We start from the raw sequence: 16,442 nt of genomic DNA on the forward strand, positions 1-16,442 counted from the left end.
CTCTTTTATAATGAAGAAATCATCTAGATGCTCCAAATGGAAATAATTTCTGAATTCTGTGATAAAATGGATAGAAAAGAAAATGAATGGAGTGATTGATATGACGAAACTACAAACATTGGAAAATGCGTTTTATGAGCATGTGAAGAAAATAGTCTCTTATAACGAAGCATTATCATTAATATTTTGGGATTTGCGAACAGGAGCTCCAAAAAAGGGAGTTAATCAACGATCAGAAGTGATTGGAATTCTTTCTTCTGAAGTTTTTCAAATGTCTACCTCGAATCAGATGCTGGAGTACATAGAGAAATTAACGAGAAAAGAGGTATTTTCTGAGCTTTCCCCTTTGACGCAGAAGCTAGTCGAGGATTGTAGAAAAACTTATGAACGCAATAAAAAGATACCTGCAGATGAATATAAGGAATATGTCATTTTGCAATCAAAAGCTGAGAGTATATGGGAGGAAGCGAGGGAAAAATCTGATTTCGAAATGTTCCGTCCATATTTAGAACAACTGGTAGCTTTCAATAAACGTTTTATATCTTATTACGGCTATGAAGGGAATAAGTATAATGCCCTTTTGGATTTATATGAGCCTGGAGTTACGGTTGATTTATTAAATAAGGTATTTGGGGAATTACGAGAATCTATTATTCCTCTTGTTCAGCTTATAACGAATAAAAGGGAAAAACTAGATACGAGCTTTTTGTTCCGAAAATTTCCAAAGGATAAACAGAGGGAGTTTAGCATCGAAATATTAAAACAGATGGGATATGACTTTCAGGCAGGGCGATTGGATGAAACAGTTCATCCTTTTGAAATTAGCTTAAATCCCGGAGATGTAAGGGTTACGACAAGATATGATGAAACTGATTTTCGAATGGCTGTATTTGGCACCATTCATGAAGGGGGGCATGCCCTCTATGAGCAGAATATTTCAAAGGATTTAATTGGCACTACCTTATGTGCTGGAACTTCTATGGGGATTCATGAGTCTCAATCTCTTTTTTATGAAAATTTTGTTGGCCGCAATTATCATTTTTGGAAGAAAAATTATGATTTAATCCGGCAATATGCTAAGGAACAGTTTTCTCATGTCGAGTTGGATGAGTATTATCATGCAATTAATGAATCGAAACCATCTCTTATACGGATCGAAGCAGATGAACTCACGTATCCTTTGCATGTTATTATTCGCTATGAAATTGAATTAGGATTATTTAATGATGAAATCGACGTGAAGGATCTTCCAAAAATTTGGAATGAGAAGTATGAGCAATATTTGGGGATCCGTCCTGAAAATGATGCTGAAGGAGTTCTTCAAGATGTTCACTGGGCAGGTGGAAGCTTTGGCTATTTTCCTTCCTATTCTTTAGGATATATGTACGCCGCCCAATTTAAAAACGCCTTATTAAGGGACCTTCCAGATTTTGATGCATTGTTAGAAAAAGGAGAATTACTTCCCATTAAAGAATGGTTAAATAAGCATATTCATCAATTTGGAAAAATAAAAAAACCGTTAGAAATATTACAAGATGTAACGGGTGAGGGATTAAATTCAGAGTATCTTATTCACTATTTAGAGGAAAAATACAGAAGCATTTATCAGCTGAAATAAAGATTCATCAAAAAAGGCTCCCAACCATAGAGGTTGGGAGCCTTGCTTATTACCATAATTTGAATCCTTTTGATCCTGGAGGTGCATTTTGAATAAGATCAATAAATGGAATCGTGTATGCGAATAGGATAAGTAAAGCGGTAATTCCAAGCCAGATTTTCCAATTTTCGAATACCATTGGTGCTTTTTCTTCTGCACTTTCTGCTTCTCCTAATGGGAATTCTTGTTCACCCTTAGGAGCAAAGAATGCAAGGTTAATAAAGATGTAAAGCATGAGAATAATCGCTAAGAATAGGATAGAACCACCTACTGCTTGTGCGATTTGATATGGAACCCAGTCAGCTGCTTGTGCGGCCCCAGCGTAATCAGAGAATGAAGAACGACGTGGTGCTCCAAGTAAACCAGCAGCATGCATAGCGCCTGACATGAATGTCATACCAACTGCCCAAAGAATCCCTTGAATAAGAGCTAATTTATTCATTGCTTTTGTTAGGACGCGACCAGTTAAATGTGGCACAAGCCAGTATGCTGTACCAAAGAATGTTAAGACAACGGCTGTTGCAAGAGTTAAATGGAAGTGACCAGTTACCCAAATCGTATTATGAACTACTTGGTTCATTTGGTTTGAAGCATTGACCATACCACCAGCACCAGCAGGAATAAAGGCAAGCATACCGATAAATGGTACGGTAAAGCGAGCATCTCCCCATGGAAGCTTCTTAAACCAACCGAATAACCCTTTTGCACCTTTAGAACGACCAAATCTCTCGAATGTTGCAAATAGAGAGAAAGCAGTCATTAAAGAAGGAATAACAACTAAGAATGTTAAAATTACTTGTAAGAACTTCCAAGCTGGATCAATCCCTGGTTCCAATAACTGATGGTGGAAACCTACAGGAATTGAGAACAATAGGAATAAGATAAAGGACATACGTGCTAAAGAATCAGAGAAAATTTTACCACCGATAACTTTTGGAATAATAACATACCAAGCCATATAAGCTGGAAGCAACCAGAAGTATACAAGTGGGTGTCCAAAATACCAGAATAATGTACGGCTGACACCAACATTAACTGTATCCACTAAACCTAAAGACCAAGGTAATAATTGAATTAATACAGTAGCTGCGACACCTAATGTAGCAACATCCCATAGTACCGTATTAACAACTGCCATAAATGTAAGTAATGGACTAGGTTTTCCAGGGTTGTTTTTACGCCATCTTACATAACCCATAATAATGGCTGCACCATCAATCCAGCTTCCTACTACGACAAGTGTTAAACCTAGGTAGTATAAAAAGTGAGCTTGAAGAGGTGCATAAAATGTATAAAGAACAGAAGCTTTATTTAATAGAATCATTACAGCAGCCATTGCTGTACCGATTGTCATAACCCAGAATCCAATCCATCCAGCTAAACGCTGACCATTGGAATAGGTGCCAGATGTACGGCTAACTCCTGAGTGTTGGAATCCAAAAATAAAGAATGTTGTTAAAACAAGTGCTAAAATGACACCATGAACGGTTAAAATTTGATAATATCCAATTCCAGCTGGTAATGTTACTTTACCAGTACGGACTAAAACTTGTAATAGTCCGGCAATACCGCCTATTGCTAAGGCAATGAATGCCACATAAAAGTGAGCCATTGCTAATTTTCCATCACGGCGGTCAACCTTTAGGGTAGCTGTAGGGCTAAGCATTATTTAACCACCTCGATTTTTGAAGTCATCATGTGGTGACCAGAACCACAATATTCATTACATAGAATTAAGAATTCACCAGTCTTATTAAATGTTGCTACGTGTTCACTAATATATCCTGGTTCAAGCATCATATTAATATCAGTACCGGCTACTTCAAAACCATGCATAACATCTTTTGATGTTGCAATGATTTTTACTTTTGCCCCTTTTGGTATTTGAACATTTCCAGGATTATAAGCGAATGCTTGTGCTGTAAATACAAGCTCATAGTCCCATTCTTTTCCTTCCACTTTATGTAATCCTGGTTTATTGAATGGTGCTGTTGTATCGACTTTTTCTGAATCGATGGTTTTTAAACAGCTAGGTGGCTGATTTCCAAGATAGAATGCGCTTACTCCAAGTACTGTTAAGAACACGAGAAGGGCACCTATTCCGAAAATAAGCCAAATTTTTTCAAATTTATGCATATGCATAGCTTAATTTCCCCTTTCTATTTGTTAGAGACGATCTAAGAATAAGAAATAAACTCCAACCCATACCGCTACTAGGAAGAATCCTAATAAGAAAACGGATGCCATCGTTCCCTTAAGTGAGGAACTATCTTCAACTTCTGTTTTTGTTTTGTTGCTAAGTTCCGTTTTCACTTTTCTTCACACTCCCCTCTTATTTTTGAAATAAATAAATAATTACATTTTCATAATACCGAACAATTAGAAAGATTCCATTAGGGTTTCATGTATTTCACAAATTGTTCATTAATCGATTTAACACTATGTTAATGTTAGAAAATTGATATAGCAGTGATGAATGTCACAAAAACAGGTTTTTAAATGTGAAGAAATTGTGAAGTGATGCATGAATGTAGGCGATAAACCATTGATATTCCTCGATAGAGGATAAACTATCCCAGAATAATAGAATCACGTTAATTTAGTACAATTTTAGGAAAATTACAAAATAAATTTGGACAAAATATGAACATATTGATCGTCACGTTTTTAAATTTGACATCATAAATTAAATGAATAAACACAATAGTTTTGAGAAAAGCGAGTGGTAAAAATGCTAAAATACTACTGTGAACATTGCAAAACTTTATATAATGGTGAAATGATTTGTACAAATTGTGGGTTATTGGCCAAGCAAAGAATATGGATAGAGGTTCAAGAGCATAAAAAAAATAACCATCTAGATGATGATTATGGGGAAATATATTAAGATTCTATATAAACAATAGCAACCTAGGAATTGTTTTATCCAGGTTGCTATTTGTGGTTATTTCATTTCAATCATTAAAATAACTTCGAGTATTAGTTTACTCTCTATTTGAATAGGGAGTCGAAACGCCTTTTTAAAGCCATACACCTTGGTTTGACCAACTAATACGGTAGGTGGAGTAATATCCATTTCAAAACCTTTTTGTGAAATGGAAGTTGAGAGATTTCCTGCAATCATGTTACCAAGCTCTCCAGCAAAGGATTCAAGCATTTCTCCTTCAAGTTTCATTCCAAACATACTTTCACCGATGTTGCTGAAAATAGTTTCGTCACCATTTATGATGATTCTTCCTCTTAAGTCTCCTGTCATTCCAATTAAAACCCCGATAGAATGTTGTGTAAATGGCTGCGTAAATAAAGAGGGCTTATCAATCGTTACTTCAAAAGGCAATACGGCCTTCACTGAATCGATGGTGCTATTTAGAACATCTGTTATGTATTTCGATAATGTCATGAATTATTACCCCCTACTTTGTTACCAATAATCTTAACATATCTTTATTTTAAAGAGTGTAAATGATTTGAAAAAATATTAAAATATTTAACATAATTGTTATTTTTATATAAGAAAAGTTATGTGAAATTTAACACAGAATGATCCTTCCAAAAAATGAATTGGAAATGATTAAATAATGAAATGGAGAATAAGTATAAATATAATAGGTTATGCACAGCAACATCCTTCAAAACATGATGGAAGTAAGCTTTTTTGGGCTTTCTTCCTTTTTTATTGCCTTCTAAAGGATCAATATATTATAGGATAAGGAGAATAATTGAGGATTGTGTAGGTAAATGCTAAAGGAAAAAGAGAAAAGGTGATGATATTTTGCCTACTATCGTATCCGTCGCAGAAGCCCTTCCTCACTTTGAACTTAAGCAAGCTGCAGTACTTGATTTTGCGAGGGAATTATTTTCTGAATCATTTAAGGACATTGAACGACTTTTGACAGTTTTTCAAAATGGCTGTATTGAAAAAAGGTATTTTGTAAAAGAATTATCATGGTTTAAGGAAGAACATTCTTTTGCAGAAAAAAATAACGCATATATCGAATCGGCCATCAATCTAGGTTCGAAGGCGATCCTAAATTGCTTGAGGAATCCCCATTTTTTAGCTAGAGAAATAGCCTGTGAAGAAATTGATGCAATATTTTTTATATCTAGTACTGGCATTGCTACACCAAGTATTGAAGCAAGAATAATGAACATTCTTCCCTTTTCTGAAGAGACAAAAAGAATTCCAATTTGGGGTCTTGGTTGTTGCGGTGGGGCATCAGGATTATCACGTGCTTATGAATATTGTCGGGCATATCCTGGGTCGAAGGTTATTGTTCTTTCAGTTGAAATATGCAGCTTGACCTTTCAGCGAAATGATCTTTCGAAAAGCAATCTTATTGGAACCTCTTTGTTTGCCGATGGAGTGGCATGCTGTTTAATTGTTGGGGATGAGGTTAATATGAATGAATGGTGCCAATTGACCGCATATCCTAAGATTATCGCAACAAGGTCTGTAACAATGAAAAACTCACTCGATGTGATGGGGTGGGATGTTCGTAATGAAGGATTATATGTTATTTTTTCAAAAGACATCCCATCGATTATTGAAAAATGGCTTCGACCCAATGTCCAGCAATTTCTTGAAAATGAAAAAATATTAATAGAAGAAATTCAACATTTTATCGCTCACCCGGGAGGAAAAAAGGTTTTGGAAGCCTATCAACATTCATTGAAGTTTCCTAGCCAAATGACAGATGAATCATTTCATGTTTTAAAAAACTATGGAAATATGTCTTCTGCGACGATTCTTTATGTTTTAAAACAATTCTTGGCAAAAGGAAGGGGAGGAGAGCTTGGATTGGCAACTTCCTTAGGACCAGGCTTTAGTTCAGAAATTTTGTTATTAAGGTGGGAAGATCTTTGATTTTTGTTTGTTTCTTACTTGTTCTTTTGATACAAAGAGGGATTGAACTAATCTTGGCGAGAAAAAATGAAATTTATTTAAAAAATTTGGGGGCTATAGAACTTGGCAGAAGACATTATCCAGTAATTGTGGCCGTTCATGGATTATTCTTTGTATCGCTTAGTCTGGAAGTATATTTCTATCAAAAGGAAATATCGAATATATGGCCATACATACTCACCTTTTTCCTGCTAACACAATCAATCAGGATATGGGTGATTAAATCTCTTGGTCCATTTTGGAATACAAAAATCATTGTATTACCGCAAGCTACGGTCATGAAAGGCGGTCCTTATCAATTAATAAAGCACCCAAATTATGTGGTCGTTTCTCTTGAGTTTATTCTCATCCCATTTCTTTTTAATGCTTATCTAACCGCCATTCTCTTTTCCTTTCTTAATGCAATGATTTTAAGTATTCGTATACCTGCCGAAGAGAATGCATTGAGAAAATGGACGGAATATGAGGTGGAATTTTCCGCGAAAAGTCGCTTTCTTCCTAGTTTATTAAAAAAAATATGACAATTTCAACAGTTTATTGAAAATGATTATCGTTCGTGATAAAATTCTTCATGTAGATGAAAATAATTCTCACTATTCAAATAAAAGGATGGTGTTACATATGGTAGCTGCTTTTATTATTTGCACAGTTGTTGCCTATTCCTTTGTAATGAAGCATGTATTATCACGTGTCTTAAAACCTCAGGACCATACAATCTAAATAACCACTAGAAAGGCTGATTCTGTTTGTGGAATCAGCTTGTTTCTTTTTATCTCCTTTTAAAACAAGTTCCACTTTTTAAAATACTAATAGGAATTATCATCTTTATCCATTAAAATAAGGGATATGGGGAAAAGTTTGTAATTTTCTGTCTAAAAATAAAAACTATAGAATTTAACATAACAAAGGGGTATTTTGAATGGTTCAAACAATAAGCGAGCTAGATAGAGCTGAATTGTTAGAAAGAATAGTGGCTTTTTATACCTATTTCAACGAGAACAATGATGTTATATCTGCAAAAAAAGTAAAACAATTAGGACAAAAGCTAAATGACGGCGAATTTGCGATTTGCTTTTGCGGTCATTTTTCTGCGGGCAAATCCAGTATGATTAATCGAATTATCGGAGAAAATTTATTGCCTTCTAGTCCGATTCCAACAAGTGCAAACCTTGTAAAAATAAAGATTGGCGAGGAATATGCAAAGGTATTTTTTAAAAAAGGAAATCCAAAACTATATCCAGCACCATATGATTTTGCAAAGGTGAAATCGTTTTGTAAGGATGGCGATCAAATTCAAGCTATTGAAATTAGCCATGCTTCTGAAATATTGCCAATGGAAACGGTCATATTGGACACACCAGGTATTGATTCAACAGATGATGCTCACCGAATTGCAACGGAATCTGCCTTACATCTTGCCGACCTTGTTTTTTATGTGATGGACTATAACCATGTTCAATCAGAATTGAATTTTCTCTTCACGAAAGAATTAACCCGTGTAGGAAAAGAGGTTTATTTAGTTATTAATCAAGTTGATAAGCATCGGGAAGAGGAGCTGAGTTTTGCCGATTTTCAAAGGAGTGTAGAAGATTCTTTTGCTTCATGGGGGGTTAAGCCGGCATCTATCTTTTATACTACACTAAAGGAACCAAACCATCCTTTAAATCAATTTGCTGAGTTAACCCTTTTTATTCATGAATCCATCGCGAAACGGAAGGAGTTACTACCGAAATCTGTTTATTATTCCTTAAAAAAAGTTTCGGATGAACATCTATCTTCACAAGCTGAGTGTCATTTTAATGAAGTTGAACGGATTGAAGAGTTGCTTTCGACAAGTGAAATCAATCAAGAGTCAATTAGAAAATCTTATCAAGAATATCAGGAAGAATTAGAGGCGGTACAACAGTCACTTTCTGAAAAGGAAAATGGGCTGAGAGAAGAAATCGAAAAAATATTAAACAATGCATACCTAATGCCCTTTCAAACAAGGGAATTAGCGGAAAAATACTTAGTAGCAGTACAACCTGATTTTAAGGTGGGGCTGTTCTTTTCCAAGCAAAAAACAGAAACTGAGAGGCAAGAAAGGCTACAAGCTTTTTATGAGGATTTTCAAGATAAAGTAAAAACACAAATTGAATGGCATCTAAAGGATCTCCTAAATCGGGTTCTAAAGAATGACCATATTCAGGATGCTGCCCTACTTTCCGCTGTTCAAAGTTTTGAACTCACCTTTTCAAAGGAATTATTAAGCCAAAATGTGAAAACAGGAGCAAAAGTCTCAGGGGAATATGTACTTAACTATACAAGAGATGTTGTAGAAGCGATAAAAAAAGTGGCAAGAACAAAGGTTGATTTGTGGAAGGAAAAATATATTGAAATAATATCACAAAAACTGGAAGAGCGGAAGCAGTTTCTTTCAAATGAAATAACACGATTAAATCGTTTTGTGGAAGCATTAAGGGAAAAGGAAGAGATTGAAGATTCAAATACTGCAATTAAAATTAAACTGGAGCAGCTCCTTTCAGGTCCTATCGTTCTGAAGCCTGATGAAGTATTAACGAATCAAATGTTGGCGGAAACTGAGAAAGTCGAGGTCATTTCCTTAAGTCTTGAAGACGAAGGGATGGCTGATCAAGTCGATTCCCCTTCATGGAAAAGTCGCGAGAAAAGGGTTAGCGGCATTAACGATCATGTAAAGGTACAAAAGGAAAGTGAATCAATAGTAAACCAATTAAGGTTTACTGCTCAAGAATTATCCAATTTGCCAGGGTTTAAGAAAAAACGCAAGGAACTGCTGCAAAAAGCAGAAAGATTAGAAAGTAAGTCATTTACTGTAGCCTTATTTGGTGCCTTTAGTGCCGGAAAATCCTCCTTTGCCAATGCGCTAATTGGTGAAAAACTCTTACCTGTTTCACCTAATCCAACAACGGCAGCCATAAATAAAATCCTGCCAGTTGATGACTCCCATCCACATGGGACGGTCATAGTTAAATTTAAGAGTGAAGAGGTATTATTTGAGGATGTGAATCGTTCTTTAGCTGTCTTTCAAAAGAAAGCATCGAACTTTGATCAGGCGATGGCATTAATTGAGAAAATTATTCAAACCCACTTGGAGTATGATGCAAATGAGAAGACGCATTATGCGTTTTTAACTGCATTTTATAAAGGATTCTCCGCTTATCAGACAAAGCTGGGAGACATGCTTGAAACGGGTTTAACCGAATTTGGTGATTTTGTTGCGAAGGAAGAAAAGTCCTGTCTCGTCGAGGAAATTAAGGTCTATTTTGATTGTGAATTAACGCAGAAAGGAATCACTCTAGTTGATACTCCTGGAGCGGATTCGATAAATGCTCGGCATACTGGAGTTGCCTTTGAGTATATCAAAAATTCAGATGCTATTTTGTTTGTGACCTATTATAACCATGCGTTCTCGAGAGCGGACCGTGAATTTCTTATTCAATTGGGACGAGTAAAGGACACGTTTGAAATGGATAAAATGTTTTTCATTATTAATGCGAAAGACCTTGCACATGATGAAGAAGAAATGCATGCCGTTTTGGATTATGTTGCAGATCAACTGATTCAGTATGGAATTCGTGCACCACATCTATTTCCTATTTCCAGCTTACTCGCTATTCAGGAAAAGAAAGGAAAGTTACAGGGGAATGATTCAGGAATTGCAGAATTTGAAGATCAATTTTATTCCTTTATCCAGCAAGAATTGATGTATGTTGCCATTAAAGCAGCGAAAACGAGCGGTCAAAGAGCCGTTCACCAATTGAATTCCTATATTCTATCCGCTCGTGAAGATAAGGGTGTTAAGCACAAAAGAATTGAGAGATTGAATTTGGAACAAGAACAATTGACCAAGATAATGAATTGTCTTTCTTTAGAAGTGCTAAACCAACGTTTAGCCCAAGAAATTGGCGAATTAGTATATTATATTAAGCAAAGAGTGTTTTTCCGCTTTCATGATTTCTTCAAAGAATCATTTAATCCAACGGTTTTAAAGGATGATGGGAGAAATTTGAAGAAGGCTTTGAACAATGCGCTTGAGGATTTACTCGATCATTTTGGGTATGAGTTTGCCCAGGAATTACGGGCAACAGGTTTAAGAATTGAATCTTACATGAATAAGCTGATGAAAGAAACGCATCATTCGTTTTGTTTAGAGGCATTAAAGGTGAATGATGAGCTAATTTTCCGTGAATTTGAACCGTTTCCATTTGAAAATCTGGAATATGAATCTGCTTTTGTGGAATTGGAACGCCAGCAATTTAAAAAGGCATTAGCGTATTTTAAAAATCCAAAGTCCTTCTTTGAAAAAAATGAAAAAAAATACTGCAGTGAAGAAATTGAAAAACAGTTGGAGGAACCAGCGGATCAATACCTAATGTCAGAAAAAAATCGCGCAACTAAACACTACCAGATTGAGCTAGATCAGGTGTTACAACAATCTCTTTGTGATTATCAGGAGCAAAGCAACGAGTTTTATCAGGGAATGATTGCAACACTTAGCGATGAAATTTCCATTGATCAGCTTGAAAGGATTGCAAGTAATATTCCACATTTCAGCTAAAAGGATTGACTCTATGATTAATTGGCTAAAACAATTAGAAAATGCCCACGATGTTGAGATTCTCTTTGCTTGTGAAGCAGGAAGCAGGGCATGGGGAATGGAATCTCCAACTTCTGACTATGATATTCGTTTTATATATATTCATAAGGATCTTCATCGCTATCTTTCCATTGATCCGCCAAAGGAAGTATTAGAGGAAGGACCATTTGATGCGGTAGGCTGGGATATCATGAAAGCTTGTAAGCTATTGAGAAAATCGAACCCCAGTCTCTATGAATGGTGTATGTCTCCAATCTATTATATAGATAAGCACGGATTTAGCGAGATTTTAAAGAAAATAATCAAGGAAGGATATTCCCATTATGCTCTGTTTCATCATTATGAATCTCTTTGTACGAGGAATCTTCATGAGGTAAAAGAAAAAAGTTATCATGAAAAGAGGCAAAAACAATTAATCTACGCTGTACGGTCAATTTTAATCGTTCAGGAAATGATTCTTAAAAAAGAACTATTCTTCGACTTTAGAATGAATGAAGCCAATTTGAAAGAAAATCAACTGTATCAATTCTATTCTGATTTACTCGCTGCTAAAGATAAGCAAACGTTGCTTTCAGAAAAGAAGGTTCAGGACTTGGTTAGCTTAATTGAACAGGAGAAACAACGACTGGCTCACGAGGCAATGACCCTAGCTAAAGGAAGGGATATTACGGTAGAATTAAATGAGTGGTTATGGTCACTATTAGGAGTTTAAGAAGAATGGAGGAAGAATAGATGGATTTTTTTGTTAATTGCACCTGGTTAAAAGATCAGTTGCATCATGATAAGATTCGTATCGTTGATTGTCGCTTTCAAATGGGACAACCAGAAGCGGGAAAAAATGCTTATTTAGAAGAGCATATTCCTGGTGCTGTGTATTTTGATTTAGAAAAAGATCTTTCAAGTGCTGTCCAAACCCATGGTGGGAGACATCCACTGCCAAATCTAGATTCCTTTAAAGCCCTGTTAGACGATTCGGGCATTGATGAAGAGACAATGGTGATAGCATATGATGCCGGGGGAGAAGCTTATGCAACACGTCTTTGGTGGCTGCTTAACTATGTTGGCCATAAAAAGGTCGCGATCCTAGATGGTGGATTTCATGCATGGAAGCAGGCGAACCTCCCTGTTACTCATGAGGTTCCGTCCTATAGGAAAACCAATCTCGATATTCAACTTCAAGAAAAGATGCTTGCTGATTATGAGGATATAAAAAAGATTGCAACGGATTCGAATTCGAAGGTGATATTAGTCGATTCACGTGAACGAAATCGTTATTTAGGCTTAGCTGAACCAATCGATAAAAAGGCAGGACATATTCCTGGAGCCATAAATAAGGTCTGGACTGAAGGGTTTCGGGATGGACTTTTTAAAGGTGTTCAAGAACAAAAACATAGATTTCAAGACTTATCATCAGAAAGTCCCGTAATTGTGTATTGTGGGTCAGGTGTCACGGCAACCCCCAATTTTTTGGCATTGAAAGCAGCTGGATTTTCGAATGTTAAACTGTATTGTGGAAGCTTTAGTGACTGGATTTCCTATGATGATAATGATGTGGCAACAGGAGAATGAAGCTAAGGTAAATGGATTCTTTTCCATAGAGGTTATTACCAAGCCCATGGATCCTTGCAGCATGTTATAATAGTCATTATGTTGCAAAATAGTAGGAGGAATTTATAATGGAAACAGTTCAGAAGCCTAAATTGATGCTCGTAGATGGAATGGCTTTATTATTTCGAGCCTTTTTTGCAACAGCCGTTTCCGGCCAATTCATGTTTAATTCAAAAGGAATTCCAACAAATGGTGTAAATGGGTTTGTAAAGCATTTCCTTACAGCGGTTTCATCCTTTCAGCCATCTCATGTCGCGGTATGCTGGGATATGGGGAGCAAGACCTTTAGAAATGAACTATTTCCCGATTATAAAGGGAATCGATCTGAGCCACCGCAAGAATTAATTCCCCAGTTTGATTTAGTCAAAGAGGTGGTTGAAGCTTTTGACGTTCCGAATATTGGTTTAAAAGGATATGAAGCGGATGATTGTATTGGAACTTTGGCTAAAAAATATTGTGCTAATGCCAATATTCATATCGTTACAGGGGATCGGGATATTCTCCAGCTTTTAGATGACCAAATTTCCGTTGTATTATTGCAAAAAGGCTTTGGAAATTATTTGGTCCATACAAAGGATAGCTTTTATGAGGAGAAAGGAATTTATCCAACCCAAATGATTGATTTAAAGGCATTTATGGGGGATTCTAGCGATAATTATCCTGGAGTAAAAGGAATTGGTGAAAAGACGGCATTAAAGCTATTACAACAATATCATCATGTTGAGGGCGTTGTTGAAAATCTTAATCAATTAACTAATGCCCAAAAATCAAAAATTGAAGCGGATTTAGATATGCTCTATTTAAGCAGAAAACTTGCTGAAATCAAATGTGATGTACCGATTCAATTTGCGTTTGAAGCATCCACTTTTAAATTTAATGTCGATAAAGTAATGGACAAGTTTCATGAGGTTGGGATGAAAGGACTTCATCGATTTATTGAACCCATAAAAGAATACGCATAATTTTTTGCTATTCTTTCAAAAATATAATTTTACAAAGGATTAACGCACTGCTTTTTATTGTCTGGAAAAATGATCGATAGGCATGAGTTCATCAAATGATGCTCATGCCTTATTTTATTTTTATTTTGTATTCTTTTTCTTTGCTGCATTTTCTAGCTTGCTTTTTGGCTCTTCAGCAAATTCAGCATCCTGGCCATAACCTTGAGGGGTAACTCCTTGTGACTTAGTTCCTCGATTAGATCCTTTCTTTTGCCCCACCTAAAACACCTCCCACTATCTCTTAACAGTACATATTTATTTTTTCCTAAAAATAGATTTTATATGAAAAATTCCAGAGAGTTCCTTCTGAATAATCCTCGTTTTCTTTCTCAAACTAAGGGAGAGGTGAGGGAATGAATAAGGGTGTATATATCGCATTGATAAGTATCGGGCTTGCGCAAGCGCTGAAGATCCCGATTTATTTTATTAAGGAAAGAAAATGGAAGCCTAACTTGTTTTTTCAAACAGGTGGGATGCCGAGTTCTCACTCAGCTGGTGTGACTTCGTTAACAACCTTTATTGCTTTAAAGAGAGGGATTCCAACCATTGATTTTGCTCTTTCATTCATTTACGGTTTAATCGTCATGTATGATGCACAAGGAATAAGAAGGCAAACAGGAGAATTAACCTTAAAGGTGAATGACATGAATGAGTTAATACAAAAGGTCCATCACAAAGAAAATGTACAATATCGGGAAAAAGCACCCAAAAAGTTAAAGGAAATGCTTGGCCATGATCCTGAAGAAGTAATTGGAGGAGCCATCTTGGGAATGATAACAGGTACTTTTGGTTATTTTTTCACAAAAAAGGATAGAAAATCAAAGGCTTTTCAAGTAAGATTTAGAAGGAAATAAGAGTGGCTAACATGGGGAGGATGAACCTATGAGGACGGTAGAAGAGTATTTACTCCATTTGGAAGGCAAGGGTTTTTTATTCGGGGAGGATACGGTTGGGTTTATTTATTTTGGAAAGCGGTTTACAGAGGCTTCAGATGAAATAACAAATACAGCCATTGAGTTAACTTTAAAGGCACAAAGAACATTCGATGGCAGCTTTTATATTTCTTTATTAGAAATGCTGGTTGCAAACCAAATTGAAAGCAGAAAGCAAGCAATTCAATTTGTTAAAGACCAGCAAATTTTAGCCATATAGAAGGTGTGCTCTGAAGCACGCCTTCTTCATGAAATATTTTTTGTCTTTGTCAAACGCTTCTTTTGCTTTTTTTGGTACATTGGGATCTTCGTAGGAGGCAGCTCGGAAATGACCATTCCAGCAAAGATGAACAAGCAACCAAATAGGGCACTAAAGGATAGTCTTTCGTTTGCCCAAATAAAGGCAGTTACAGCCGCAAACACTGGTTCCATCGCAAAAATAAGTGCAACTCTCGTTGGGGTTGTGAATTGCTGGAATTTCGTTTGCGCAAAAAAGGCTAGAGCTGTTGCAAAAAAGGATGTAACAAATAATGCAACAAACACATCTGTATTTAACAGAGTGCTTGGGTCGAATGCAAGCTTCCAATCTTCATAAATAAAGGCATACAAAGAAGACAGAACGGCTACGGTTGCAATTTGAATGACGGTTAGCAGCAATGAAGGATGATTGACACTATATTTACCAGTAAAAATAATTTGTAGTCCAAAGGCAATCGCGCAAATAAAGACATAGGCGTCTCCAATATTTAAAGAGGCGACATCTGTCATCGTCAAGAGATATAATCCTATTGTTGCAATGAGCACTCCAATGACTGCATTTCGACCTGGACGTTGTTTTAAGAGGAGAAATGAAAATAAAGGAACTAAAACAACACTCAAGCCTGTAATAAATCCAGCTTTTGAAGAAGTGGTGTAAAGGAGTCCTTTAGTTTGTGTGGCATAGCCAAGAAAGAGCCAAAAACCAATAATAAAGCCAGATAAGAATATTTTTTTATTTATCTGTTTTAGTTGTTGTCTTTCAAAGATTATTAGCCATCCTCCAAGTAAGAGGGTAGCAATTAAGAAACGTACACCATTGAATGTCAAAGGTCCTAAAAAAGAAATGGCATTTTGAACAAGGACAAAGGTGGCTCCCCAAACAAGAGCAACGAGCAGTAAACTAATATCAGCTATAACGGATTTATTCATTTTTGGTATTCGCTCCTTTCTCTTTATGCTTTCTGATGCCTTGGCGAGCCAGTTCATCTGCAGTTTTATTTTCACTACTTGGAATCCATTTAATAAAAAATAGCTCAAACTGTTTTGAAAGCTGTAAAGCCGTGTGTAAAAGATCCGCATAGCCTTTATTTTTGACAAATTCCTTTTCCATGCTACGACTGACAAGTTCCGAGTCTGTCCGAATTGAAATGGTACGGAATCCATTTTGTAAGCAGATTTTTAAGGCATGCAGAAGGGCATGAAATTCTGCTTCATGATTTGTCATTTCTCCTAAAAAAAGAGAAAATCTTTCAACTTTACCAGCATTTTTGATGAAGATTCCGGCACCACTAGGTCCAGGGTTTCCAGCACTAGCTCCATCAATGTAAACTTCAATCAAAATAAGTCCTCCTGTACTTTTCCTTTTTATGTATTTCCATCATTTTTTTTACTATAATGAAGTAAATAGGTGCGTTCAGGTGAATCCTAAGAAATACTATGTTTGTAAGTGTATCACAAATCGAGA

At 36.1% G+C, this 16,442-nt stretch carries 16 protein-coding genes; 9 read left to right on the plus strand and 7 right to left on the minus strand.

Going from position 1 to position 16,442, the window contains the following annotated elements; translation table 11 throughout:
* The first annotated feature begins 100 nt into the window (after positions 1-100).
* Complete coding sequence (locus tag ACE38V_RS04500) at positions 101-1,618, plus strand: carboxypeptidase M32 (RefSeq protein ID WP_375839990.1); 1,518 nt, start codon at positions 101-103, stop codon at positions 1,616-1,618.
* A 49-nt stretch (positions 1,619-1,667) separates the two neighbouring features.
* Here ACE38V_RS04500 and ACE38V_RS04505 read toward each other — a convergent pair whose 3' ends face one another.
* The 4 genes from ACE38V_RS04505 to ACE38V_RS04520 all read right to left on the minus strand — a co-directional run bounded on the left by ACE38V_RS04505 (position 1,668) and on the right by ACE38V_RS04520 (position 5,057).
* Positions 1,668-3,323, minus strand: coding sequence for a b(o/a)3-type cytochrome-c oxidase subunit 1 (locus ACE38V_RS04505; RefSeq protein WP_375839991.1), 1,656 nt, complete (start codon positions 3,321-3,323; stop codon positions 1,668-1,670).
* The gene (locus ACE38V_RS04510) at positions 3,323-3,799 is read right to left on the minus strand and encodes a cytochrome c oxidase subunit II (protein ID WP_375839993.1); all 477 of its coding nucleotides are present in this window, start codon (positions 3,797-3,799) and stop codon (positions 3,323-3,325) included. The genes ACE38V_RS04505 and ACE38V_RS04510 overlap by 1 nt, the downstream gene beginning before the upstream one ends.
* Before the next feature lie 24 nt (positions 3,800-3,823).
* Positions 3,824-3,970: a cytochrome c oxidase subunit 2A gene (locus ACE38V_RS04515; RefSeq protein ID WP_375839994.1), complete on the minus strand. Its 147-nt coding sequence runs from the start codon at positions 3,968-3,970 to the stop codon at positions 3,824-3,826.
* Positions 3,971-4,601: 631 nt separating this feature from the next.
* Positions 4,602-5,057 (minus strand): chemotaxis protein CheX, encoded by a 456-nt coding sequence (locus tag ACE38V_RS04520; protein ID WP_375839995.1) that lies wholly within the window; start codon positions 5,055-5,057, stop codon positions 4,602-4,604.
* A gap of 372 nt (positions 5,058-5,429) precedes the next feature.
* On the opposite strand from ACE38V_RS04520, the gene ACE38V_RS04525 reads away from it, so the two are divergent.
* The 6 genes from ACE38V_RS04525 to ACE38V_RS04550 all read left to right on the plus strand — a co-directional run bounded on the left by ACE38V_RS04525 (position 5,430) and on the right by ACE38V_RS04550 (position 13,748).
* Positions 5,430-6,521: a type III polyketide synthase gene (locus tag ACE38V_RS04525; protein ID WP_375839997.1), complete on the plus strand. Its 1,092-nt coding sequence runs from the start codon at positions 5,430-5,432 to the stop codon at positions 6,519-6,521.
* Positions 6,518-7,081 carry an isoprenylcysteine carboxyl methyltransferase family protein gene (locus tag ACE38V_RS04530; protein ID WP_375839998.1) on the plus strand — a complete coding sequence of 188 codons (564 nt, stop codon included), beginning with the start codon at positions 6,518-6,520 and terminating at the stop codon, positions 7,079-7,081. Before ACE38V_RS04525 ends, ACE38V_RS04530 begins: the two co-directional genes overlap by 4 nt.
* A 398-nt stretch (positions 7,082-7,479) precedes the next feature.
* Positions 7,480-11,139: a dynamin family protein gene (locus tag ACE38V_RS04535; RefSeq protein ID WP_375839999.1), complete on the plus strand. Its 3,660-nt coding sequence runs from the start codon at positions 7,480-7,482 to the stop codon at positions 11,137-11,139.
* 13 nt (positions 11,140-11,152) lie between these two features.
* The gene (locus tag ACE38V_RS04540) at positions 11,153-11,890 is read left to right on the plus strand and encodes a nucleotidyltransferase domain-containing protein (protein ID WP_375840000.1); all 738 of its coding nucleotides are present in this window, start codon (positions 11,153-11,155) and stop codon (positions 11,888-11,890) included.
* Positions 11,891-11,910: 20 nt separating this feature from the next.
* Positions 11,911-12,747, plus strand: a complete 837-nt coding sequence (locus ACE38V_RS04545) for a sulfurtransferase (RefSeq protein ID WP_375840001.1) — start codon at positions 11,911-11,913, stop codon at positions 12,745-12,747.
* A gap of 107 nt (positions 12,748-12,854) precedes the next feature.
* A complete protein-coding gene (locus tag ACE38V_RS04550; RefSeq protein ID WP_375840002.1) occupies positions 12,855-13,748 on the plus strand; it encodes a 5'-3' exonuclease in 894 nt (297 codons plus the stop codon).
* 120 nt (positions 13,749-13,868) lie between these two features.
* On the opposite strand, the gene sspL is transcribed toward ACE38V_RS04550, so the two are convergent.
* Positions 13,869-14,006, minus strand: a complete 138-nt coding sequence (gene sspL, locus ACE38V_RS04555) for a small, acid-soluble spore protein L (RefSeq protein WP_375840003.1) — start codon at positions 14,004-14,006, stop codon at positions 13,869-13,871.
* Positions 14,007-14,140: 134 nt separating this feature from the next.
* On the opposite strand from sspL, the gene ACE38V_RS04560 reads away from it, so the two are divergent.
* Together ACE38V_RS04560 and ACE38V_RS04565 are read left to right on the plus strand one after the other, a co-directional pair.
* On the plus strand, positions 14,141-14,641 hold the full coding sequence (locus tag ACE38V_RS04560; protein ID WP_375840004.1) for a divergent PAP2 family protein: 501 nt from the start codon (positions 14,141-14,143) through the stop codon (positions 14,639-14,641).
* Between the two features lie 28 nt (positions 14,642-14,669).
* A complete protein-coding gene (locus ACE38V_RS04565; RefSeq protein WP_375840005.1) occupies positions 14,670-14,939 on the plus strand; it encodes a DUF6123 family protein in 270 nt (89 codons plus the stop codon).
* A gap of 26 nt (positions 14,940-14,965) precedes the next feature.
* On the opposite strand, the gene ACE38V_RS04570 is transcribed toward ACE38V_RS04565, so the two are convergent.
* Both ACE38V_RS04570 and ACE38V_RS04575 read right to left on the minus strand, forming a co-directional pair.
* Positions 14,966-15,907: a DMT family transporter gene (locus ACE38V_RS04570; protein WP_375840006.1), complete on the minus strand. Its 942-nt coding sequence runs from the start codon at positions 15,905-15,907 to the stop codon at positions 14,966-14,968.
* Positions 15,900-16,316, minus strand: a complete 417-nt coding sequence (locus tag ACE38V_RS04575; RefSeq protein ID WP_375840007.1) for a reverse transcriptase-like protein — start codon at positions 16,314-16,316, stop codon at positions 15,900-15,902. Before ACE38V_RS04575 ends, ACE38V_RS04570 begins: the two co-directional genes overlap by 8 nt.
* Between the last annotated feature and the right edge of the window lie 126 nt (positions 16,317-16,442).

It is taken from the genome of Cytobacillus sp. Hz8 (assembly GCF_042263505.1).
Lineage (GTDB): Bacteria > Bacillota > Bacilli > Bacillales > Cytobacillaceae > Bacillus_BE.